Annotated in this window: 33 protein-coding genes; 22 read left to right on the top strand and 11 right to left on the bottom strand. The window is 53.6% G+C overall.

Annotated elements, in window-relative coordinates; translation table 11 throughout:
* Positions 1–5: 5 nt before the first annotated feature.
* Entirely contained in the window at positions 6–197 is a 192-nt protein-coding gene (locus KNP80_RS15855) for a sensor histidine kinase (protein WP_286038317.1), read from the bottom strand.
* A gap of 124 nt (positions 198–321) precedes the next feature.
* Between KNP80_RS15855 and KNP80_RS12375 the strand changes: the two genes are divergently transcribed.
* Genes KNP80_RS12375 through KNP80_RS12385 form a run of 3 tightly spaced genes read left to right on the top strand, consistent with a single transcriptional unit; the run spans position 322 to position 3,119 of the window.
* Positions 322–945, top strand: coding sequence for an ABC transporter ATP-binding protein (locus tag KNP80_RS12375; protein WP_214834838.1), 624 nt, complete (start codon positions 322–324; stop codon positions 943–945).
* A complete protein-coding gene (locus tag KNP80_RS12380; protein ID WP_214834839.1) occupies positions 932–2,761 on the top strand; it encodes an FtsX-like permease family protein in 1,830 nt (609 codons plus the stop codon). The genes KNP80_RS12375 and KNP80_RS12380 overlap by 14 nt, the downstream gene beginning before the upstream one ends.
* 13 nt (positions 2,762–2,774) lie before the next feature.
* A complete protein-coding gene (locus KNP80_RS12385) occupies positions 2,775–3,119 on the top strand; it encodes a YxeA family protein (RefSeq protein WP_214834840.1) in 345 nt (114 codons plus the stop codon).
* Between the two features lie 55 nt (positions 3,120–3,174).
* Here the strand turns inward: KNP80_RS12385 and KNP80_RS12390 are convergent, their stop codons facing one another.
* Entirely contained in the window at positions 3,175–3,615 is a 441-nt protein-coding gene (locus tag KNP80_RS12390) for a MerR family transcriptional regulator (RefSeq protein WP_214718178.1), read from the bottom strand.
* A 319-nt stretch (positions 3,616–3,934) separates the two neighbouring features.
* On the opposite strand from KNP80_RS12390, the gene KNP80_RS12395 reads away from it, so the two are divergent.
* The 7 genes from KNP80_RS12395 to KNP80_RS12425 all read left to right on the top strand — a co-directional run bounded on the left by KNP80_RS12395 (position 3,935) and on the right by KNP80_RS12425 (position 9,546).
* Positions 3,935–4,147, top strand: coding sequence for a hypothetical protein (locus KNP80_RS12395; protein ID WP_029594867.1), 213 nt, complete (start codon positions 3,935–3,937; stop codon positions 4,145–4,147).
* 68 nt (positions 4,148–4,215) lie between these two features.
* Positions 4,216–4,356, top strand: a complete 141-nt coding sequence (locus tag KNP80_RS12400) for a YvrJ family protein (RefSeq protein ID WP_021066374.1) — start codon at positions 4,216–4,218, stop codon at positions 4,354–4,356.
* Between the two features lie 26 nt (positions 4,357–4,382).
* Complete coding sequence (locus KNP80_RS12405; protein WP_058764453.1) at positions 4,383–4,595, top strand: hypothetical protein; 213 nt, start codon at positions 4,383–4,385, stop codon at positions 4,593–4,595.
* A 29-nt stretch (positions 4,596–4,624) separates the two neighbouring features.
* A complete protein-coding gene (locus tag KNP80_RS12410; RefSeq protein ID WP_214718177.1) occupies positions 4,625–4,837 on the top strand; it encodes a DUF2922 domain-containing protein in 213 nt (70 codons plus the stop codon).
* 120 nt (positions 4,838–4,957) lie between these two features.
* Positions 4,958–6,781 carry a methyl-accepting chemotaxis protein gene (locus tag KNP80_RS12415; protein WP_214834841.1) on the top strand — a complete coding sequence of 608 codons (1,824 nt, stop codon included), beginning with the start codon at positions 4,958–4,960 and terminating at the stop codon, positions 6,779–6,781.
* A gap of 188 nt (positions 6,782–6,969) precedes the next feature.
* Positions 6,970–8,673 carry a methyl-accepting chemotaxis protein gene (locus KNP80_RS12420; RefSeq protein WP_214834842.1) on the top strand — a complete coding sequence of 568 codons (1,704 nt, stop codon included), beginning with the start codon at positions 6,970–6,972 and terminating at the stop codon, positions 8,671–8,673.
* A gap of 126 nt (positions 8,674–8,799) precedes the next feature.
* On the top strand, positions 8,800–9,546 hold the full coding sequence (locus tag KNP80_RS12425; RefSeq protein ID WP_214718172.1) for an SDR family NAD(P)-dependent oxidoreductase: 747 nt from the start codon (positions 8,800–8,802) through the stop codon (positions 9,544–9,546).
* Between the two features lie 72 nt (positions 9,547–9,618).
* On the opposite strand, the gene KNP80_RS12430 is transcribed toward KNP80_RS12425, so the two are convergent.
* Complete coding sequence (locus KNP80_RS12430; RefSeq protein ID WP_251130236.1) at positions 9,619–10,503, bottom strand: tetratricopeptide repeat protein; 885 nt, start codon at positions 10,501–10,503, stop codon at positions 9,619–9,621.
* A gap of 125 nt (positions 10,504–10,628) precedes the next feature.
* Here KNP80_RS12430 and KNP80_RS12435 point away from each other — a divergent pair, with 125 nt between their 5' ends.
* Together KNP80_RS12435 and KNP80_RS12440 are read left to right on the top strand one after the other, a co-directional pair.
* The gene (locus tag KNP80_RS12435; RefSeq protein WP_214834843.1) at positions 10,629–10,856 is read left to right on the top strand and encodes a DUF3221 domain-containing protein; all 228 of its coding nucleotides are present in this window, start codon (positions 10,629–10,631) and stop codon (positions 10,854–10,856) included.
* A 19-nt stretch (positions 10,857–10,875) separates the two neighbouring features.
* Positions 10,876–11,040: a hypothetical protein gene (locus KNP80_RS12440; protein WP_214834844.1), complete on the top strand. Its 165-nt coding sequence runs from the start codon at positions 10,876–10,878 to the stop codon at positions 11,038–11,040.
* 12 nt (positions 11,041–11,052) lie between these two features.
* Here the strand turns inward: KNP80_RS12440 and KNP80_RS12445 are convergent, their stop codons facing one another.
* The gene (locus tag KNP80_RS12445; protein ID WP_214834845.1) at positions 11,053–12,276 is read right to left on the bottom strand and encodes a hypothetical protein; all 1,224 of its coding nucleotides are present in this window, start codon (positions 12,274–12,276) and stop codon (positions 11,053–11,055) included.
* Between the two features lie 259 nt (positions 12,277–12,535).
* Here KNP80_RS12445 and KNP80_RS12450 point away from each other — a divergent pair, with 259 nt between their 5' ends.
* Positions 12,536–13,096: an AAA family ATPase gene (locus KNP80_RS12450; protein WP_214718164.1), complete on the top strand. Its 561-nt coding sequence runs from the start codon at positions 12,536–12,538 to the stop codon at positions 13,094–13,096.
* A gap of 312 nt (positions 13,097–13,408) precedes the next feature.
* Here KNP80_RS12450 and KNP80_RS12455 read toward each other — a convergent pair whose 3' ends face one another.
* Both KNP80_RS12455 and KNP80_RS16025 read right to left on the bottom strand, forming a co-directional pair.
* Entirely contained in the window at positions 13,409–13,621 is a 213-nt protein-coding gene (locus tag KNP80_RS12455; protein WP_251132392.1) for a family 4 glycosyl hydrolase, read from the bottom strand.
* A complete protein-coding gene (locus KNP80_RS16025; protein WP_214718163.1) occupies positions 13,593–13,730 on the bottom strand; it encodes a family 4 glycosyl hydrolase in 138 nt (45 codons plus the stop codon). Before KNP80_RS16025 ends, KNP80_RS12455 begins: the two co-directional genes overlap by 29 nt.
* Positions 13,731–13,771: 41 nt before the next feature.
* Here KNP80_RS16025 and KNP80_RS12465 point away from each other — a divergent pair, with 41 nt between their 5' ends.
* The 6 genes from KNP80_RS12465 to KNP80_RS12490 all read left to right on the top strand — a co-directional run bounded on the left by KNP80_RS12465 (position 13,772) and on the right by KNP80_RS12490 (position 16,788).
* Positions 13,772–14,056: a UTRA domain-containing protein gene (locus KNP80_RS12465; protein ID WP_286038318.1), complete on the top strand. Its 285-nt coding sequence runs from the start codon at positions 13,772–13,774 to the stop codon at positions 14,054–14,056.
* Between the two features lie 131 nt (positions 14,057–14,187).
* Positions 14,188–14,406, top strand: coding sequence for a DUF6440 family protein (locus KNP80_RS12470; RefSeq protein ID WP_214718161.1), 219 nt, complete (start codon positions 14,188–14,190; stop codon positions 14,404–14,406).
* Positions 14,406–14,939, top strand: coding sequence for a GNAT family N-acetyltransferase (locus KNP80_RS12475; RefSeq protein ID WP_214834855.1), 534 nt, complete (start codon positions 14,406–14,408; stop codon positions 14,937–14,939). The genes KNP80_RS12470 and KNP80_RS12475 overlap by 1 nt, the downstream gene beginning before the upstream one ends.
* A 15-nt stretch (positions 14,940–14,954) precedes the next feature.
* Positions 14,955–15,659 carry an ABC transporter ATP-binding protein gene (locus tag KNP80_RS12480; protein WP_214718158.1) on the top strand — a complete coding sequence of 235 codons (705 nt, stop codon included), beginning with the start codon at positions 14,955–14,957 and terminating at the stop codon, positions 15,657–15,659.
* A complete protein-coding gene (locus tag KNP80_RS12485; RefSeq protein WP_214751501.1) occupies positions 15,656–16,429 on the top strand; it encodes an ABC transporter permease in 774 nt (257 codons plus the stop codon). The genes KNP80_RS12480 and KNP80_RS12485 overlap by 4 nt, the downstream gene beginning before the upstream one ends.
* On the top strand, positions 16,426–16,788 hold the full coding sequence (locus KNP80_RS12490; RefSeq protein ID WP_214718149.1) for a VOC family protein: 363 nt from the start codon (positions 16,426–16,428) through the stop codon (positions 16,786–16,788). The genes KNP80_RS12485 and KNP80_RS12490 overlap by 4 nt, the downstream gene beginning before the upstream one ends.
* Before the next feature lie 35 nt (positions 16,789–16,823).
* Here KNP80_RS12490 and KNP80_RS12495 read toward each other — a convergent pair whose 3' ends face one another.
* From KNP80_RS12495 to KNP80_RS12515, 5 genes are all read right to left on the bottom strand, one after another.
* The gene (locus tag KNP80_RS12495) at positions 16,824–17,339 is read right to left on the bottom strand and encodes a hypothetical protein (RefSeq protein ID WP_214834846.1); all 516 of its coding nucleotides are present in this window, start codon (positions 17,337–17,339) and stop codon (positions 16,824–16,826) included.
* A 129-nt stretch (positions 17,340–17,468) separates the two neighbouring features.
* Positions 17,469–17,816, bottom strand: coding sequence for a nuclear transport factor 2 family protein (locus tag KNP80_RS12500; RefSeq protein ID WP_214792524.1), 348 nt, complete (start codon positions 17,814–17,816; stop codon positions 17,469–17,471).
* The gene (locus KNP80_RS12505) at positions 17,806–18,147 is read right to left on the bottom strand and encodes a DMT family transporter (RefSeq protein WP_214826582.1); all 342 of its coding nucleotides are present in this window, start codon (positions 18,145–18,147) and stop codon (positions 17,806–17,808) included. The genes KNP80_RS12500 and KNP80_RS12505 overlap by 11 nt, the downstream gene beginning before the upstream one ends.
* An 11-nt stretch (positions 18,148–18,158) precedes the next feature.
* On the bottom strand, positions 18,159–18,467 hold the full coding sequence (locus KNP80_RS12510) for a DMT family transporter (protein WP_214718146.1): 309 nt from the start codon (positions 18,465–18,467) through the stop codon (positions 18,159–18,161).
* A 1-nt stretch (position 18,468) separates the two neighbouring features.
* Complete coding sequence (locus tag KNP80_RS12515) at positions 18,469–18,996, bottom strand: TetR/AcrR family transcriptional regulator (RefSeq protein ID WP_214718145.1); 528 nt, start codon at positions 18,994–18,996, stop codon at positions 18,469–18,471.
* A gap of 110 nt (positions 18,997–19,106) precedes the next feature.
* On the opposite strand from KNP80_RS12515, the gene KNP80_RS12520 reads away from it, so the two are divergent.
* From KNP80_RS12520 to KNP80_RS12530, 3 genes are all read left to right on the top strand, one after another.
* Positions 19,107–19,679, top strand: coding sequence for a zinc dependent phospholipase C family protein (locus KNP80_RS12520; RefSeq protein ID WP_167491765.1), 573 nt, complete (start codon positions 19,107–19,109; stop codon positions 19,677–19,679).
* On the top strand, positions 19,676–19,966 hold the full coding sequence (locus tag KNP80_RS12525) for a hypothetical protein (protein ID WP_214834847.1): 291 nt from the start codon (positions 19,676–19,678) through the stop codon (positions 19,964–19,966). The genes KNP80_RS12520 and KNP80_RS12525 overlap by 4 nt, the downstream gene beginning before the upstream one ends.
* Positions 19,967–20,521: 555 nt before the next feature.
* Positions 20,522–21,523 (top strand): siderophore ABC transporter substrate-binding protein, encoded by a 1,002-nt coding sequence (locus KNP80_RS12530; RefSeq protein WP_214834848.1) that lies wholly within the window; start codon positions 20,522–20,524, stop codon positions 21,521–21,523.
* The last annotated feature ends 21 nt before the right edge of the window (positions 21,524–21,544 follow it).

Genomic DNA, 21,544 nt, shown 5'->3' on the forward strand with positions numbered 1-21,544 from the left:
CTTTGTTATGCCGGTAACTCGATGCGAATCGTCGTCCCGGACCCACGCTCGCTCGTCACGGAAACGGTGCCGCCGTGCGCTTTGATGATGTCCCGGGAAATGGCCATGCCGAGGCCGCTGCCGAGCGCGTCGGTCGTGTTCGTGCCCCGATAGTAGCGCTCGAAGATATACGGCAGTTCGCTCGCATCGATGCCGATGCCATCGTCTTAAATCGTGATTACACCCTGCGCGACGGTCACGTGGACGGTGACCGTCTCATCGTTATGGAGCAGGGCGTTATACAAAAAGTTGAGCAGTGCCCGTTTCATAAAATGCTGGTCGATGGCGCGCGGCTCGGCGTCCGTGCTCGCGACAATCGACACTCCGACGGACGGGGGCATCTTCGTCGACGGAGAGAATATCGCCAAGCTCGAAGAAGAGGCGCTTTCGGACTTCCGACGCGACCATCTCGGTTTTATTTTCCAAGACTATAACCTGCTCGATTCGCTCACGGTCCGCGAGAACATCCTGCTCCCGCTCGCCGTCACGAAGACGCCAATCGATGAGACACGGTCACGCGTCGATGCGCTCGCACATCGGTTCGGGATTACGGCGATCCTCGACCAATACCCGTACCAAATCTCGGGTGGTCAGAAGCAGCGGACGGCGGTGTGTCGCGCGCTCATCTCCAATCCGAAGCTCATCTTTGCCGACGAGCCGACGGGGGCGCTCGACTCGAAGTCGGCGACAGATCTGCTCCAGACGCTCGCCGGGTTGAACGAGGCCGAGACGACGATCATGATGGTGACGCATGATGCCTACGCCGCGAGTTTTTGCCGTCGGGTGCTCTACATTCAGGACGGACGGTTGTCGAAAGAACTGATTCGCGGCACGACATCGCGCGACGCCTTCTATCAGACGATCCTCGACGAGCTAAAAGGCGGTGCGTCCGATGACGCTATTTGATCTCGCGAAGAAGAACGTCGCCCGCAACTTGTCGCGCTATGCGCTCTACGTCGGGACGACCATCTTCTCAATCATCATCTATTTCACGTTCGCGACGCTCAAACATAGCGATGAGATTAGCGGCATGGCCGAGACGTCAGGACAGATTCGAAGTTTAATGAGCGCCTCGACGTTCATTCTGCTCGTCTTCGTCGCCTTGTTCATCGCCTACTCGAACGCCTTCTTTTTGAAAGGGCGTAAACGAGAGGTCGGGCTCTATTCGCTCCTCGGGGTACGCAAGAAACAAATCGGGACGCTTTTGTTGTTCGAGAACCTCGTCATCGGCGCGGTATCGATTGTCGTCGGAATCGGAATCGGACTTCTCGGTTCGAATGCGTTGTTACAGCTGTTGCTTCGCTTGATGAACAGCGACTTGTCAATCGGCTTCACGGTCGCGACGTCGGCCCTCATCGAGACGACGCTCGTGTTCGTGGCCATCTTCTTGTTCACGTCGTTCCAAGGTTATCGGGTCATCTATCGCTTCAAGCTAATCGAACTGTTCCATGCCGACAAGAAAGGTGAGGATGTCCCGAAAGCAAGCCCGTTCATGGCACTCCTCGGCGCGTTCGTCCTCGGTGCGGCCTACTGGCTCGCGTTACAAGATTTAGCGACCTCACCACTCTGGGGCTATCTCGCGGCGGCGATGCCGCTCCTTATCATCGGCCTCACAATCGTCGGGTCGGGTCTGTTGTTCCATAGCGTCCTCATCTTCATCCTCGGTCGTTTGAAAGCGAACGAACGCTGGTCATGGCGCCGGCTCAACTTGTTGACGACGTCACAGTTGTTATACCGAATCCGTGGCAACGCCAAGACGCTCACGCTCATCAGCATCATCAGCGCGACGGCCATCACGGCCGGCGGGGCCATCTTCAGCGTCTATTATTACGCCGAGCAACAAGTCACATCGTACGCCCCGTACACGTTCGCCTGGGAAGGTGAGGCGCGTGACATCGACGCCGATGTGCTTCATCAAGCGACGGTCCTCGAGAAGACGGTCCGGGTCGAAGGCGAGATGGGAAAACGGGAATACGGCGTCATCGACGAGTCGACGTTCCGTGATATCGCGTCTGATATGGGCTGGGATACACCACCGGCACTGACACAAAATCAAGTGTATTTGATCGATCCGTTCTACGACGAGAGGTTCTCAGAAAATGTGACTGAGGTCGTGCTCGATGGCGTGACGCATGAAGTCGCTTCTCGCTACGACGAGACACCGCTCAACGTCATGACGTTCGGCGGCTTGCTTCTTGTGACACCGGATGACGTGTTCACGGCATTGCCGGAACCAGCGGCGACGTATCAGGCCGTCTCGGTCGCCGATTATAAAGAACAGACCACCTTGTCCGAGTCGTTATCGAATGAAACGAACTTCTCGAGCGCGACCGCCTTATATAGCGAGGCGATGGCCGTGCATGGTGCACTGTTGTTCGTCGGCAGCTTCCTCGGGCTTGTCTTCCTCGTTGCCACCGGCAGCATCATCTATTTCAAGACAATGACCGAGGCGGAGGAAGACCGGGCCAAGTATGCGGTACTTCGAAAAGTAGGCATCTCGAAGCGGGACGTGAAACGGACGGTCCGCCAACAGATTGCCGTCGTGTTCCTTGCACCATTCTCACTGGGGCTCGTGCACGCCTCGGTCGCCCTCGTCGCGTTCTCGCGGTTGCTGACGATGGACTTCACGCTGCCGGTTCTCGTCTGGATGGGTGTGTACAGTGCGATTTATGCGCTCTATTACGCGTTGACCGTACGACGGTTCACGAAACAAATTTTATAAGGGAGAGAGAAGGATGAAAAAAGGAATCATTGCGAGCCTCGCGCTCATCGTGGCTATCATCGGTCTCGTCAATATCGACTGGCAACGGCTCGGGAAAGATCATCTCTATGTACAAGTCGGGAAGGTGACGGAAGTGGAAGAGACGACACTCGATTCGGGCGACGTCGTCCACCGCTATGTCTATTCGACAGAGGCGCTGACGAAGGACGGGGATCCGCAAGCGGTCACGTTCACGGCGGCGAAAGAGCTTCAGAGCGGGGCGTACTTGAAGCTGTATGTCAAAAGCAAGGACGAGGTCACGTCATACGATGAAGTATCGGTCGCGGACGTCCCGGAGGCGGCACGAAAACAATTATAAGACAATCCAAAAACAGCCCTTCCCGAATCGTCAGGAAGGGCTGTCTTATGTCCGCTCATTCATGCGGGAGTTCGGTTTTCAATTCTAGTTGGAGTATGTACGATAATTCTTTATGAGCCAACTCGGAGAAGTTCGTCTTTTTGACGTGCGTCCGGGGGCGGAGTCCGCATTCCAATGCGATGTCGACGATTGTACGAATCTGATTTTCCGTATAGAAGCGCTTGCGTCCCATCGTGAACGGGGTCGGTGGCAAGACGCCGTCGGTTTCCCATTTGATCAGCTGTTGCTGGCTGCGAGGAATCCCGGCGACATGAAACGCACGGCTCAGTTCTTTGAGTGGATAGACGGTCAAGGGGCGTTCTTTGTACAGGAACGGCTTCGCGTTTTCAGGGAGATAATCATCCCAGTCGGTCGCGTAAAACGTCAGGTCGGTGTGGTCGAAGTCGAGTTGAGCGGAAGGAATAGAGGTGTTGAGTGCGAAGTCTAAGCTGTTCATCTAGAGTATCTCCTTCTTCAAGTCAAACTGGTCATTTTGAAAATGCCCTCCTCCGTATAGTACCCCATTTTTAAGCGGTTAACTGTCAGTTTTTTCAAAGTGGGGAAATGAATTCGTAGGTCTTTAGGCGTGTTTTCAAAATTTGGTTGACGCCTATTAAGATACCTTAGTTGGTATCTTAATTCAAGGAATAAAGCCGATTTGTAACGATGAATGCGTCTTCATTCATAATGGGTCTATAGTCGTTACGAAAAGGTTACAAGAAATATGAGCAAACATTCACCAATTTCGGTTAATAGGGGCGAAGGAGGTGAGACATATGGCAGTGTATCGAGAATACGCAAGCGTCTTTTATCTCGACACGAAGCGGCTCGTTGACGGCAAGGAAAAACGTCAGCTCGTCCGGTTCGGTCCACTCGGTGCGCGGATGGAGACCGAGGAGATCAAGCAGTTCGGTGATTTGTTGATTCCGCTTCTCGCGGTCGAATCCGCCGCATACGTCGTGTCGCGTGAATTCCACGTGACGTTCTAATTGGAGGAACCCCTGATGCGTGTACCGAAGCGTCCCGCCGGAACCGTGTCCGATGAGCGGGTGGGCTTATGAGCTGGCCCGAACTCATCTCGAACCTCGGCTTCCCGATCGTCGTCTCGCTCTATCTGCTCCACCGGATTGAGACGCGCCTTGAGCGCATGATTCAACTGCTCGAACGTCTCGACTCGACCTATCCATCTGAATTGTAATCCATCCCCGAAAGGAGCCATCCCCCATGGCCGTATTGACTGAAAAGAAAGCCACGCTCGTCTTGACGACGCACCACGATTTGAACAGTTTGAAACCGACGAAGAAAACGCAGCGCTTCGGTCCGATTCGGGCGGCGCTCACGGCTGACAATGCCGAGGCGTTCGGTCACCTCATGCTCGACTTGACTGAGCAAGAAGATTTCACCGTGTCGGTCGTTCGCGAATACGATCTCGTCTAATCACACCCACATCCAAGGAGGACTAACCCATGACTGACACTAAAGTAGAAATCGCATTTTTGGACATGTTCAATAAAGTATCGCGCTTCCGTTTGAATAACGTGAAACAACCCGTCGACGCGTTGAAAGTGCAAGCGCTCGCCGACTTCATGGTCGCCAATGACCCGCTCGGCAAGAGCGTCGTCAAATGGACGGAGATTAAGATGATTGAAGGCACACAGACCGTGTTAAACGTCCAATAATGAGTTGAAAAGATGACTGATTGTTCAGTCATCTTTTTTTATTTTGGTCAATCCGCTTTAGATTCCTCGACGTCAAGACGATATAGGAAGAAACGTTGCATGCGAGAGGGGAAAATACATATGTCAGTGAAACAGAAGTGGACAGCGTTACGGAACCGTTTGAACGTCCGGCGCTTTCAATGGAAACCGAAACGACGAAAGCCGAGCACGCGTGAAGGAAAACGAGCGACCGGCACGAACCTGACCATCCGTCAAAAGCTATGGGGACTCGTCATTCTCGCGCTCCTCATGGTCGCAGGTGTCGGCGGCTACTCACTCTTGTCGCTCGCCGATGCGAACCGTCAAGGCGATGACATCGTCAACAACTGGAACAAAGGGCTCGACTACGCCCACGAGCTGAACACGCTCGCGGCGAACTATCGCGCGCTCGAGCTCGAACACATCGTGACGGATGACGCGGCCGCGAAAGAAGAATTGATGACCGCGATGAAAGAGATTCGGACACGCATCAATGAAATCGCCCCGAAATATGAACAGACGGCGACGGGTGAGACGGACAAAGAGCTGTTCGCCAACTTCAGTAAGCAGTGGGAGATGTATCAACGCGTGTCGGATAACATGCTCATTTTCAGCACGTCTGGCAACAACGGCATGGCCCGCTCTTATTACGACGCCCAGTCCCAATCGACATACGATAACTTCACACAGCGGCTGACCGAGCTCGTCGACTACAACTCGGAAGGATCGCAGCGTGTCGGAGCCGACATGGAACGTGAGTTTCAACAGTCGCTCATCGCGCTACTTGCGGTGACAATCGGTGCGGTCGTACTTCTGTTGTTCCTCGGACTGAGTCTATTGCGCTCAATCATCAAACCGATGCGGGTGTTACAAGAGAAGTTTGACAAGTTGGCCTCACAAGGCGGCGACTTGACGATGGCCATCCCGGTCACGTCGAACGACGAGATTGCACAAGTGAGCCGTTCGTTCAACACGTTCCTCGCGACGCTACGCGACATCATGATCGACGTCGACAAGACGGCAAAAGTCGTCCTCGTCTCGTCAAAAGAAGTGGCGGCGGAAGTGACACAATTGAGCCGTTATATGGAAGAGACGTCAGGCACGGTCGAGGAATTGACGGCCGGTATGGAAGAGACGGCCGCTTCGTCGCAAGAGATGAGCGCGTCGACGGTCGAGATGGGCGGATCCATCGATACGATCGTCGACCTCTCGAACGAGAGCGCCAAGACAGCGAGCGATGTCGAGCGCCGGGCCCATGCGCTCCGTGAGCAGGCTGTTGCCTCGAAGACGGAAGCGAACACCATCATCGACAAGAAGCGCATCGAGCTCGACGACGCCATCCAAGGGGCGCAGTCGGTCGAACAGATTCGCGTCTTGACGAGCGCCATCTTGACCATCGCCGACCAGACGAACTTGCTCGCCTTGAACGCATCGATCGAGGCGGCCCGGGCCGGGGATGCCGGGCGCGGCTTCGCCGTCGTCGCCTCGGAGATTCGTAAGCTCGCCGAGAACTCGCGCCAGACGGTGAACGAGATTCAAGCGGTATCGCATACGGTCATCGACTCGGTCGCCCGGCTCAATACAAGCTCGGCCGATATGCTGACGTTCCTCGACACGAAAGTGCTCGCGGATTACGACCGGCTCGAGGAGTCGGCCACTCAATATGAGGCAGATGCGACCGTGTTCGGCCAGACGGCAGAGACGTTCGAGACGAACGCGCTCCAACTCCGTCATATGACCGATAGCATCCTCCACGTCATCCAAGAAGTCGCGACGACCGTGACCGAAGGGGCGGACGGGACCCAATCGATTTCGGAGAAAGTCCAACTGTCCGTCGAGCGTTTCAACGACGTGCAGGCACGGATGCAGGAGACCGAACAACGTGCGGTCGAACTATCGAATCGCGTGTCACAGTTCAAGTTATGAAGCTAGACCGTAGCCCCATGCTGCGGTCTTTTTTGTGGCAAAAATGTGGAGTGGAAATTAGGAAATGAGGTCAATGTTCAAATGAATGTGCGAGAAGATTGGAAAACCGTTTGCGCAATCCGATAAAACCCATGTAGTTCCAAAAAAAGAGAGATAGAGGTGGGAGAGGACGCGTTCCTCGAAGGATTATGAAACGATTCAATCAACTGTCATTGACTCAAAAATTGTTTAGCGGCATCGGCTTGATTTTGCTGTTCGTCACGCTCGGCATGGGCTATAACCTATGGACGTTGCAGAACATGACGAGCCAATATGAAGAGATGATTCGTCATGATGTCATGAAGATGAAAGCGGCCGACGACTTATCGCTTGGGATGACGCGTCAAGCGTACGGCATCCGAGGCTATATTCTCGTCCAAGATGACGAACGCCGTGCCCAAATTGAACGCGGCGCCAAAGAAAAGAAAGAGGCGCTCGAACAATTGCTCGCCCTGTCGAAGACAGATGCCGAGACGAAAGAACTCGAGAGCATGCTCTCTTACGCGAACGGCTATGACGACTTGGCGCAAGAAGTCATCGTCGCGGCCGATAATCAAGATCAGGACAATATCGATCGCCTCACACTCCGCCTCATGCCGGACGTAACGGCATCGATTTCGGAGACAGGCGAACGGTTGCAAGCCGAGACCGAAGCGACGATCGTTGAGAAACAACAAGAGCTCGAACGCCTTGGCGGACAAGCTTTCCTCTACTCGACTGGGATTGCCCTTCTTATCTTGTTGCTCACGCTCGGGGCTGGTTATATGCTCCAACGCATGGTGACCGTACCGCTCCGTCAACTATCGGACGAGGTCGGCATCGTCGCCGACGGCGATTTGACGCGCGCCGACCTGCAGGCGCTCACACGCGATGAAATCGGTGAGTTGATGATTGGCTTCAACCAGATGAAAGGCAACCTTCGCGAACTCATCGACGAAGTGAGCAGAAACGCCCAAGAAATCACTGCCCAGTCAGAAGAACTGTATGCGAGCACGGAAGAGATGTCTTCGCAGACAGAAGAGACGACGCGGATGATTGAACAAGTCGTCGGCGAAACGGTCAACCAGGCAGCGGCGGCCTCGAAGAGCGGGCAAGCGGTCGCAGCGGCCGATGAGGGCGTCGAGCGAATCGCCACATCAATCGGGACAATCAGTCAAGACGTCCAGACGAGTCTGAAGCTCGCCGAACGCGGCGAACAGACGATTCAACAAGCGAAGCAAGAAGTGCTCGCGCTCGAATCGGAGACGGTCACGACCGGACAATCAATCACAGCGTTGAAACAACAGTCGGACGAGATCGCCCTCATCACCGAGGTCATCCAGTCGATTACCGACCAGACGAACCTGCTCGCTTTGAACGCGGCCATCGAAGCGGCTCGCGCTGGTGAGCAAGGGAAAGGCTTCGCCGTCGTCGCCGAAGAAGTACGGAAACTTGCGGAACAGTCGAAACAATCGGCGTCCCAAATCGCCGGCTTAATCGAATCGATTCAAGCACAGTCGACCGCGGTGCTCGAGCGTCACGCCATCAGCGCCCGCCGCGTCGAGACGAACACGACGTTGCTCGAAGAAGCGACGGCGTCGTTCCAACAGATCGTCGGGCAATTGCACGCCTCGGTCGAGAACACGGAACAGATTCGTGTCGCCTCGAATGAGATTGCAATCACAACGAAACAAGTCGCAACAGCTGCGATTCATATGGCGAGTGACAGTGAAGGCACGGCCGAGACGATGCGCAGCGTCGGAGAGACGGCCGACGCCCAGCTCGCGATGATTCAAGAGTTGAACGGCGTCGCCGAGTCGCTCGGCAATATGACCAGTGACTTGCAGACGCTCATCGGACGTTTCCAAACATAAGACGGACCGTCCTTTCCTGTTCTAGGGAAAGGACGGTTTTTGCGTGTTGTCAGGATTGACGAGAGGGTGTTACGGGAATTGCGGGAGAGAGACAACATCTCGACTAACATGAAAAGGGGACGCATTATGAAATATACCGTCATCACAGGAGCAAGTTCAGGTATTGGCTATGAAGCAGCGAAATTGCTCGCCAAGCAAGGGAAGTCACTCGTACTCGTGGCACGCCGCCACGACGAGCTTGAGAAGTTGCGGAACGAAATCAAGGCGATTGCACCGAAGAGCGATGTCATCATCAAGGCCAAAGACTTGTCATACAGCGAGAACGTATACGGGCTGTATGAATCGCTCGCCGATCTCGACATCGAGACGTGGATCAACAACGCCGGGTTCGGGGACTCGAATTTCGTGAAGGACGTCGAGGTCGGGAAAATCGAGAACATGATCCGCTTGAATGTGGAGGCGTTGACGGTGCTGTCGAGCCTGTACGTCCGCGACTATCATAACGTCGAAGGGGCGACGCTGTTGAACGTCGCATCGGTCGTTGGCTATCACATCGCCAAAAAAGGCGTCACGTATAGCGCGACCAAATTCTTCGTCAGCGCGTATACGGAAGGGCTTGCCCGCGAGCTCATGAACGATGGAGACAAACTGCGGGCGAAAGTGCTCGCACCGGCTGCGACGGAGACGGGCTTTGCCAACCGTGCCCGCGAAGAGGACGACTTCGACTATAGCCAAAACGTCGAGAAGTATCATACGGCCGAAGAGATGGCCGGGTTCTTAGTGCAACTGCTCGAAAGCGATCAAGTCGTCGGCATCGTCAACCACGAGGACTACTCGTTCGAGTTGCGTGGACCGATTCATCCGTATATGTGATCAAGTCAAACAAAAAAACAAACAGGGGTCCCGTCACCGACATGTGGTGGCAGGACCCCTGTTCAGATTTAATCAAGACGAGCGCATCGAATCCCCGTAGCCCCCGGTTAAGCGGTGCGTGAGCCGGTGATACCAATAGCGGAGGCGCAAACGGTATACATACAGTTTGGACGTGTTCGGCAAGACGACGTTGTCGATATAATCGGCGAACATGGCGCGGAACATGTGGTCCTCACTGTCGTCATACGTCGCACTCCACATGCCGTGCTCTTCGACCTCGAGCAACATCGCGATTGTCTCGTCATCGAGCTGATGGTTGTCTTCCGGCAACCGTTTGACGAGCATCTCGACCCGATGGCTGCAGATGGACGCATAAAGCGAGTGGGCGCGAGGGTTGCGCGGGTTAGCGTTCAAGTATCCGATGGCCACCTTGAGGAGCTCATCGTTCATCTCGAGTGGAATCTCATCATACACTTGGAAGAATTCGAGCAACATCGGCACCGTCTCTTCGTTGAACCCGGCGAGCCGGACGTAATGCATCAAATGGAGACCGGCCTCCCCATAAAACTTACGATTGAAGTAATGGACGGCGATGGTGCGTTGGACGATTGGCACGTCCGGATAGCGTTCGACGGCCCGAAGGAAATGTTGCTCGGCCTCGAACAAGAAATTCGTATCGTCGCTCAAGATGCCATGGAGACAGTGGATCATGTAATGGTCGCCTTTTGCGCTCGCGGCTTCGAGCACGTCGCGGGCCTGACCGAACTCGCCTTCACGGATGAGCGGATATGCCCGCATCGCCGGAAAAAACGGGTCGTCCGGAAAGTTTGTCTCGCCGCGGACGACGAGCGACTCGATCGCTTCAGCGTTATAGTCGTCAATCATTTCTTCAAGGAGCATCATCTCGAGGAAGGTGCGTTGAAAGTCTGGATGGTGTAAATCGATGGTGTGTTTCATGAGGGTCCCTCCCGGCGTAAATGAGTGTTGCTTCATTATACCGAGCATTCGGACGAACGAGTAGAGTTATTTCAAAAAATGGGAAAAGAATAGGGAAGGATTTCCGAGGAAATGGAGGGATGGAGATGGTCACGTTCACGGGTTATATTGTCGAACTCGAACCGACGCGGATGCGGGTCGCGCCGAACTTGGATGCCGAGCCGTTCGATGGGATCGTATTTCACTGGGAGGGGCCGTTGCGAGAGGACGAGACACCGCTCGCCGTCGGACAACAGGTGCGCGTCGAACATGATGAGAAGATGACCCGCTCGCTTCCGCCCCAGGCGACGGCGCATCGAATTGATGTGCTATGATGAGACCGAGGTGAACGAAATGGGACAGTCAAATTTCTTATGGATGGGTGTCGTCATCGCCATCAGTGCGCTCATCGTCTGGTTGTTGCAGGACGTGATGCCATTTTGGATGTTGTCGATTATCCTGCTCCTATTCGGGGCCGCGGTCGGCAACGTGCAGCGGCGCACGCGAAAAGACACGTAAAAAAGCACGTCATCATTCCGATGGCGTGCTTTCTTCATCTTCAGTTTCAACTGCAGTCGGCTCGTCTGTGGCTTCTTCGGGCGCGTCATCGGCGACCGGTTTCTCCTTGACGACGGGCGGCGTCTCTTTCTTGTCAGGTTTAGCGGTGGCTTTCGGCTTGTCTTGTTTCTTGACTGGTGCCGCCTCCGTTTCTTTTTCTTGAACTGCCGGCTGTTCCGGCTCGACCGGTTCGGCCGGTTCGGTCACGGGGACGTCAGGCTCGGTCGGTTGCTCCGTGACGGGAGGGGCCTCCGATTCTTCAGCAGGTTGTTCCGGTTCGGCTGGTGCTTCCTCTTCAACCGGTACCGGTTCTTCTGCTGGCTCCTCGGTTTCAGTTGGAGCTTCGGGAGCAGCTTCTGGTTCCGGTGTCGGTTCCGGTTCTGGAGCTGGAGCGGGTTCTGCCGGCTCTTCTCGTTTTGGGACCGGTGTGATCGGTGCGATCGGTGCGAGTTCAGCGGCCGGGGCACTGCGTTTTGTCGTCGGTGGCGGGGCCGGTGTGTCTGACTCGAGGAACGACAGTACGTCTTGTTCGAACAAGGCGACCGGGAGCGTCTTCGTCACCAAGTGAAGGCCGAGCACTCGTCCATTGGCCGTGACGATCGGGCTGCCGATGGCGCGGTTCGGTAAATCGAATTCGCGGCGATAGCTGTCTTCTTCGAACGTGAGCGTTCCTTCAATCTGTTCGTCCGGTGCGAGTGTCAACACCGATTCGTCTGGTCCGACAATCGCGTGACTGAACGAGAACGGGGTCGCTTTTACTTTTTCGATGCGGATGACGGCGATGGCGTCAGTCCGGCCGATGACCGTTCCATTCACCGTCTTGTCACCATGTTTCATCGTGACGCGGGTGATGCCGGCGACGTTATGGGCCGCCGTCAATACATCTTGCGGGCTAATCAAAAACCCGGTACCCGTGCCGACGGTATACAGGCTATCTTGCATCGTCTCAAGGTCGACGGTAGTGGCACCATCGGCTGAGACCGTGTCTTTCGTGATGTTCAAATCGACTTTGTCGGCGAGTGAATCACTCGAGCGCGGGCTGTCGGTAAGATAGGCGTTCGTTAAAAACGAGACGAATGCGATGAGTGCAATGACGATGGGGACAGCAATCCATTTCAAGCGACGTGGGCGATGGCCACACGTCGGACAAACAGTGGTTTTCGAGCGGGTCTTCGCTCCGCAGCGTGGACAAGTCACGGGATGACACCTTCCTTCATACACATAGATGATATGCCTATTCCTCATATGAAGCAGGGGTAAACAAATATTTGTTGGGGCACACACATTTATCTGGATTTGGACTGACTTTTTTTAAAACGGGAATGGGTTAGAGTAACGTTTCAGAAAGGGGAAACCGACATGCAGCCCTTTTGGACGACCCGTGCCTTCCGTTCCTATTCGATGAGTCGAGCAATATGATATGCTGTTGAAAATGACAGTAGGGATGGGATTAGATATGAAGTTCGTCGTATTATTCGGTCCACAAGCCGTCGGCAAGATGACGGTCGGACAAGAGCTCGCCAGCATCACGGGTTTAAAGCTGTTCCATAACCATATGACGATTGATCTCGTCAGTCCGTTCTTCAGTTATGGGACGGACGAAGGCCGCCGCCTCGTCCAGCTGTTCCGCCACGAATTGTTCGAAGCGGTCGCGAAAAGTGACTTGGACGGAATGATTTTCACGTTCGTCTGGGCGTTTGATTTAGTAGAGGACTGGGCGTATATCAAACAAGTGACCGACCTGTTCGAGTCGAACGGGGCCGATATCTACTACGTCGAGCTCGAGGCGGACATCGAAGAGCGGCTGATCCGCAACCAAACGGAGAACCGGCTGACACATAAGCCGACGAAGCGGGATATCGCCTGGTCGGAAGGTGAGTTGAAGCAGACGGCGACGCTCTATCGATTGAACTCACAGCACGGGGAACTCGACGTCGACAACTATTTGCGCATCAACAACACGCATCTCGATGCGGCGACGGTCGCTGAACGAATCAAACAACATTTCCAGCTATGACAAAAGCGAGTCCCGCATAAGGACTCGCTTTTGTTATGCCCACCAATCGGGGCGGTGATAGGAGGTGAGCAGGTCTTTCTCGACGAGACGTGCATCGAGGTAAGACGTGACGCTCGGGAGTATGGGATCGAGATCGGCCGGGTGGACTATGACCTCAATCGAGTCTCCAGGTTGAATCGCATCGAGCGTCTCTCGTGTGACGCCGTCACCGTAGAACGCGTCCTGAGACGCTTAGAGATGCGAAAAACATCGCCTAAATAAGTTGAATTGTGGTAAACGCGCTTCATACGCATCGAATAGCTGAATCAATCTTTACTCATCTTGGATGAGTGGATTCATCAAGCCGGCGGGATAGGCGTCGTGGTGCGAACCTGAGATAATCTCTTGAATCGCGAGTTGTTCAAACGTCTTCAAATTTGTGATGAATCCTTTGATTGGCAGCGGGAGTGACCCGATGGTGATTGGAAGCGGACCTGACTTCGTGATGACGGCGTCGTCAGGTGAATTTTGATGACGATACGGCAAGATTCGTAAAGTTAACGAGCCAAGCGTCCGGGCAAATTACGGCCATCTCATTGGCGAGCTCAATCAAGACCAGAATCGTACGGAACGCTTTTACCAAGCCGGCTGGCACCGTTCATCGCCGTACAAGGGAAGCGCGGTCGAGTATCGTTCATCCCATGGCAGGTCGCACCGGGCATCACGAAAAACCAGGCCGAGCACTCGCTCTTTCAGACGTTGTCACAAGTCCATGACGTCCATGTCGCCAAGACGACGGAGGCGCTCGAGATTGCCCTCGCTGATGAGAAAGTGAGTGGGCTGCTCGACTGTTCACTCGGTACGCCGTGTTTCTATATCGAGACGGTGACCGAGGACGCCTCTGGACGTACGATTGAATATTCACGTTCCTACTTTAGAGGGGATAAGACGAGCTTCGTCATCGAGCGGAGCTATTCTTGAACACGCCACAGTCTGGCGTGTTTTTTTGTATGGATTAAAGGGGTTTCGCATCCGGCAGCCATGGATGTCTCTCATTCATTGAAACGAGAAGCTATGTTGCGTACAGTTAGAAGTAGAAAGGTGGGGGTAGGATGTTATTCAAAAAGAAAACAGCAGAAGAAGCGGCAGGAACGAAACGGTTTCAAGTAAAATTGACGGAACAACTGCCGGAACTCGGGCAAATCACCATCCTCGTTGATACGGCCACCGGCGTGAACTATATCCAGACATGGGTCGGGACAGGTGGTGGCATCACACCGCTACTCGATGCGAATGGTGATGTTGTCGTCGAGGAAGGGTACCGATCGTGATGTCACTCAGCACCAATCGGCTGACGTTACGGCGGGTGATAGCGGACGATGCGCCGCACCTGTTGGCGTATTTATCGAAACCTGAAGTCGTCCGCCATATGGGACTCGACCCGTTCACGTCGTTAGAGGATGCGTTAGAAGAGATTGCCTGGTACGACTCAATTCTCGAGGAAGGGACAGGTGTCCGCTGGGGCATCACGTTGACCGGGCAAGACGAGGTCATCGGCAGTTGCGGATTTTTGAACGTTTCAGCGAAGCACCAGAGGGCAGAAATCGGGTTTGAGCTCAGCTCGGATCATTGGGGAAGAGGTATTGCTGGTGAGGCGCTCCGAGCGGTCGTTCGTCATGGGTTCACACAACTCGGGTTCCATCGTATCGAGGCGCTCGTCGAGTCGGCGAATACCGCGTCACAACAGCTCCTCGAACGGGTCGGATTTACGCGAGAAGGGTTGCTACGGGGGTATGAGTTAACGCAAGGGAAATATGACGATTTGTATATGTATTCATTGCTTGAGACAGACAGCATGACATGATGGGGGACGACACCGATGCAGATTATTGAATTCAAAAACGTGAGTCATGGAGACATTTTACATAACGTGTCCGGTTATTTCCGGGAAGGACGCATCACGACGTTCGTCGGCCCGAGCGGTGCCGGCAAGACGACGTGCCTGAAGCACATCAACGGTCTGTTATCACCGGACGCCGGCGCGATTTACTTCAAAGGGGAGAACATCGATTCGATTGACGTTATCGAACTGCGCCAGCGAATCGGCATGGCGTTTCAAAGCGCGCCGATGATTGACGGGACGGTGTACGACAACATGAACTTGCCGAAAGCCATCTTCGGGGAGACGCTCGAACGGGAGCGGGCGGCGGACCTGTTACAGAAAGTCGACTTGGGCGGAATCTCGCTCGACCAACCGATCAAGACGTTGTCGGGCGGGGAACGGAGTCGTGTCGCCATTGCCCGGACGCTCGTCAACAAGCCGGACGTGCTGTTGTTGGACGAGATTACGGCGAGCCTCGACTATCGGACTGTGAAAGAGATTGAGAGGTTGATTGTGAGACTGCAAAAAGACTTCGGGGTCACCGTCGTCTGGATAACGCACGACTTGGATCAGGCCCGGCGTGTCAGTGATGACATGTGGTTTTTGCGAAACGGGGAATTGATTGAATTCGGCGACGCGACGTTCATCGACGAGTCCGACAATCCGATGATCGGTCGTTTCGTGAGGGGGGAAGAGTTATGACGTTCATCGAACTGATGACCTCATTGATTTTCGTCGCCATCCCGCTCGGTTTGGCGCTGTTCTTGAAACTCGGGCTCGAACGCGACATCTTGATTGCGACGGTGCGGTCAATTGTTCAGTTGCTCATCATCGGCTACATTTTGACGTTCGTCTTCGAGAGCGACAGCCCGGTGTTCATGTTGCTCATGATTCTCTTGATGATTGGAGCGGCGACACAGAACATCATCAAGAAAGGGGACGGTATCCCTGGCATCACATGGATGATTCTGCTCACGCTCGTCACGGTCGAGACGCTGACGATGGGCCTCATGCTCGGACTCGGCATCATCCCGTTTGAGCCGGAGAAAGTCATCCCAATCAGCGGCATGGTCATCGGGAACTGTATGGTGTTGTCGCTCCTGTTCTTGAACAAGTTCAAAGACGAGGTCGAGCGGAGCGATGAAGTGATTGAGCTCATCTTGTCGTTCGGCGGCACACCGAAAGCAGCGATTGAGCGCAGTTTGAAGAGCGCCATCCGCACGAGCATGATTCCGACCGTCGAGGCGCAGAAGACGATGGGGCTCGTACAACTACCGGGTATGATGAGCGGACTCATCATCGGCGGGGCCGACCCGATGGAGGCGGTGTTGTATCAGTTGCTCATCTTATTCCTGATCTTGACGACCGCATCGATTTCGGCGGTCATGGTCGGCTATCTGGCGTATCCGCGCCTGTTCAACCAAAAACTTCAGTTCGTCGGCTTGACGTATCGAAAGGGGAAAACGACATGATTCAAGGCATCCATCACGTGCAAATCACGATTCCGAAAGGAGAGGAAACACGAGCCCGTGCGTTCTATTGTGGCGTGCTCGGTCTTCCAGAAATCGAGAAACCGGCGTCACTTCAAGGACGGGGCGGGTTTTGGCTCGAGGTCGGCGACCAGAGCGTCCACGTCGGCACCGAGGACGGGGTTGACCGACTGTCGACAAAAGGACACGTCGCCTACGCCGTGACCGATTTGGCGGAATGGGGACAGAAGCTCGAAGCGGAAGGGATTGAGCGGCTCACGGGCATCCCGATTCCTGGATTCGACCGGTTCGAGTTCCGCGACCCGTTCGGCAATCGAGTCGAGATGATTCAAGCCCTCTGAATGGAGAGTGCCCGCTGTGGGTGATTTTTTTTCGTTCAAGAGATCCCGAACAGTTCGATGACAGCTTTCCAATTGGAAGGATAGGCGTTGCTGCCCTCATGTTGATGCAACAGTTTGCCGTGACGGTTCACGGTGAAGTTCCATTGCGTCCCGTCCATCGTGAAACACCCTTTTTCCTCGAATACTTCAGGCCAGCGATGTGAGACGAGCGACACGAATCGCTCATGGACGCGGAAGGCATCTGTTTCGTTGTACCAACCGGAACGGGGAATCGCCGTGCATAAATCGAACTCTTCACGCCAGATGATTTCCCGCTTGACCGCGCCATCTTCAAAAAACGTGAAGGTGGACTCGTTATGGACGCCGAAGCCCCCGACCGTGAACGTGGCGGTGACGGTCGGTTTCTTTTTACGGATGGCATCGAGCGGGATGGTCGGCTCGAACGTCAATTTCGCTTCGCGCGACCTTTTGAGGGCCAGCTGTTCTTCTACGGAACGCCTCGGACGAACGGATTGAAACCATTGCGGTTGTTTGTGTTGACTCGTGTTCATCTTCCTTTCACCTCATCGGATGGCTTGATTATAAGCAAAATGAACATGAGGGGTATGTACAAAAATGAATCAGGTACGACAAAAGGGAGTGTCGATTGGGACACTCCCTTTTGAGGTGACGATTTAGTTTCAAGAAGGCGGAACGATTGTCCCTTGATGGAACCGCATCTTCCATTGGCCATCCACGTTCACCCAAATCGAACTGCGCAAGGCGATGCGTCCGGTGGAGTGGTCTTCGGTCCGATACGTGGCCAGGACGACGTCGTCTTGAACGGTCTCCAGTGCGAAGTCGGATAGGGTGATGTGAATCTCGCCGAGGTCCATCGTGGCGGCAGATGCCGTCCGATATAACATGCGTCCCGAACTGCCGATTTCAAAAAAATTATCCGTGAGTAGACGGTGCAAGTGCTCAGGCGATGTGCGCACGTCGGTCGTCAGTAATGCCCGTTCCTGTTGTTCGATTAAGTCAGCCAGCATGTGGTTGCTCCTCCCGTTTTCCAAGATTCATGACGATGACGCCGAGTACGATGACGATCAGGCCGATGCTGTTCAAGGTCGACAGTACTTCCCCGTACACGAACACCCCGATCAGCCCGGTCGCGACCGTGCCGAGCCCGGCCCAGACGCTATAGGCAATGCTGAGCGGGATGGTTTTCAAGACGATGCCCATCAACGTGAACGAGATGGCGAAGCTGATTAAGAGAACGAGACTCGGGAACAGATTGGTGAATCCATCCGACAGCTTCAACATCGACGTCCCGAGCACCTCGAACGCAATCGATACCAGTAAGATTCCGTATGATTTCATGATTCCCCTCCTCATAGTTTCATCAAGACGAGTCCGATGATGACAAGCCCGATGCCCATGACGGTCTGAACCCGGACTTGTTCCTTGAAGACAAGGAAGCCGATTAGCGCCGTTGCCGCCGTGCCGACCCCGCTCCAAAACGCATAGGCGAAACTGAGTGGGATGGAAAGAAGGGCGAGCGACAACAAATAAAAAGCCGTCACGTAACCGAAGGCGACACCGAGAACGGGCAGGCGACTCGTTGTCGTCGCGTTCAGCTTCAACATGCTCGAACCGAACAGTTCAGAGACGATGGCACCGACGAGATAGACGAAGCCCATGTTACGATTCTCCTTTTGACAGCGCGTCGCACTTTTGTCGGATGATGCGGGCGGCCCGGTCTTTGAACGCAGCGCTATAGCCGTATGTCAACGCGAACCAAAACCCATCGCAGAGCAGTCGAAGCTCGAGCACGCGATCAGCGTCAGGACCATCCGCGGCGAACTGTTCATCCCATCGTTTGGCGGCGTCATTCCAAAGCTTTCCGCTCGCATCTTCTTGGGATGAGATGAAGACGGCAATCAAGTCGGCATCACCATCGCTATAATCGAGCGTCGCGAGGGCGTAGGCGCGTGTGAACGGGTAAGGACCATCCAACTCGGTTTGATGATGGACGATCCGATTTTTAAATTCATCGAGCGCCATTCTATTCATCTGCTGTAACAGGTTGCCCTTGCTTTCAAAGTGGTATAAGACGCCACCTTTCGTGATGCCAGCGCGTTTGGCTAAGTGGTCCATCGACAGTTGTTGAATGCCTTCGGTTTGAATGATCTGTGCGGCGGTCCGCAGTAACAATTGTTTTTTACTCATGTGTTTCCTCCCACTATACTGAACGGTCAGTATAGTGAATGTATCAGACTAGAGGTGGGTTGTCGAGATGGATACATGAATGGGATAATTAGGAAAAGGGGGGAGAGATGATGGGTTCACATTTGATGCACCTCGTCATCGCGAATGAGGTGTTGGCGCATTTGACAGATGTCGATCGCACGGCTTTTTTGTTGGGAAATCTTGCGCCCGATGCGACGACGTCTAAACAAAACACTCACTATTACGCGGGACGGCATGAGGATATGACAAGACGGCTCGACCTTAATCAATATTGGATGGACAGTGTGGACGAGAATCAATCGTTCCGCCTCGGCTATTATTGCCATCTCGTCGCGGATGAGATTTGGTTGCAGGGGTTCTATAAATCCTGGCTCAAGCAAGTCATTACGAAAGACCCAGAAAAGCAGGCGATGTATTATGCCGATTTTGATGCGTATAATGCACGCCTAGCTCAACGACTAGGTGTCTTCGATTTCACTTCGTTGAAAAACCATGCGACGAATGAACTACGTGAACTCGTCGTGAAAGTCGAGCGGGATGCGAAGGCAACAGAGGAAGGGACGTATACGATGTTTTTGCCACACCAGCTCGATAGTTACGTCGAGACGTGCATCCTTCGTTGCCGACAGATGGTTCAACAGAAAAGTGAGGTGACCACATGACACAACGCCGCTATGCGCCGCTCTACGTAACGTTTGGACTTTCGATCCTGACAATCGTGTCGCTGTTCACTGTGAACGCTCGTTTTTTTCCGAATTTGTACTTTATGACGGCCATCTGGGTGTATATCGCTTTAGATATCGCCTTGATCGCCACATTGATTTGGGGCCTATTCTCGAAAGAGAAGATGGTACGCGTGTTCAGCCTCGTTGGGAATCTTGGGTTAATCGTGCCGCTATCGATTTGGATTTTTCTGTTGTTGCTTGCTAATGGGATTTCGGAAGCATGAGGGGTGATAAATCAAACGTGCCATTTTTGATGCGTCCTGTTCCGTTTTTCATCTTGCTCGCATTGTGCGGACCGCTCGCATTAGCGCTTGTCTTGATTTATTGGCGCGATTTGCCAGAAGATAGGCGCGGTTCCCATATGATTATGTCTATCTTGTTCTCACTCATGTTCATCTCAAAAATTCTTCCGAACGGTATTTTGCAAATCATCGTCTTCTCATTCACATACACACTTGTTTTATTTATCACCTACAGCATTTGGGGTCGGAAAAGAAAACGAGAAAAAGAATAGCCGTATTAATCTGGAAAGTAGCCACACAAGCTGCTTTCTTTTTTTGTTCGCATTAGATAGAGAGAATAATATTTCCATTTCCAATTTGAAAATTTGGCATTGCACAACCTTTTTTTGTTTGTTATGCTTCTCAATGAAAACGACAATGATAATCATTATCAGTGAGAAAGCGTCAGTATCCATACATAGAGCAGAATCGTGAAACGGTTGCGGACTCACTGAGAAGGTCGTCATTCAAAAACAGATACACAGGGAGATGGAAAGAATGGGGAAATGGAAAGCAGCAGTCATGCTCACATCACTCGTCTTCACGCTAGCCGCATGCGGTAGCACGGATGAGACGAAAGACGCAGGAAGCGCGGAAGCGGAGACGGCACCGAAGACAGTTGAAATCACGGACGCACATGGAACAATCGATGTGCCTGTCAACCCGGAGAAGGTCGTCGCGCTCGACAACCGAACGTTCGAGACGCTCTCAGATTGGGGCATCGACTTAGTCGCGGCACCAATCGGATTGATTCCAGCGGACTTGCCTTATAAAAACGATAAAGACATCGTAGACGTTGGGATGCACAATGAGCCGAACTTAGAAGCGATTGCTGGCGTGGATCCGGATGTCGTCATCGTCGGACAACGATTCGCTGACTACTACGAAGACATTAAAAAATTGGTCCCGGAAGCGGCCGTCATCAACTTGGACATCGAGCTCCCCGAAGATGCGGGTACGCCAGGAGAAATCTTGGTGGAAGGTTTTGAGACGACGACGCGTTCACTCGGTCAAATCTTTGAAAAAGAAACGGAAGCAGATGAGCTCATCGCGAGCTTCGAAGCATCGATCGACAGTGTAAAAGAAGCATACGATAGTGAAGACAAGGTGATGTCAGTCATCGTTTCAGGCGGCGATATCGGATTCTCGGCGCCGAACACAGGTCGTGTCTTCGGACCGATGTATGACATCTTTGACTGGACACCTGCCCTCGAAGTAGCGAAAACGACAGGTGACCACCAAGGGGATGAGGTATCGGTTGAAGCGATTGCTGAGAGTGACCCGGATTGGTTGCTCGTCCTCGACCGTGATGCGGCGATTACAAGTATGGAAGACGCTGTACCTGCAGCGGACGTGATTGATAACGCACCGGCACTCCAAAAAACGAAAGCCGTGACAGACGAAAAAATCGTGTATGCGCCAAACGATACGTACATCAACGAGTCGATTCAAACTTATTCTGAACTATTTAACGACATCGCAGCCGCGCTTTCGAAGTAAGGGAGTCACGTTGTGCAAAAA

This window comes from Exiguobacterium sp. E4787 (assembly GCF_018618375.1).
In the GTDB taxonomy this organism is placed as follows: Bacteria; Bacillota; Bacilli; order Exiguobacteriales; family Exiguobacteriaceae; genus Exiguobacterium; species Exiguobacterium chiriqhucha.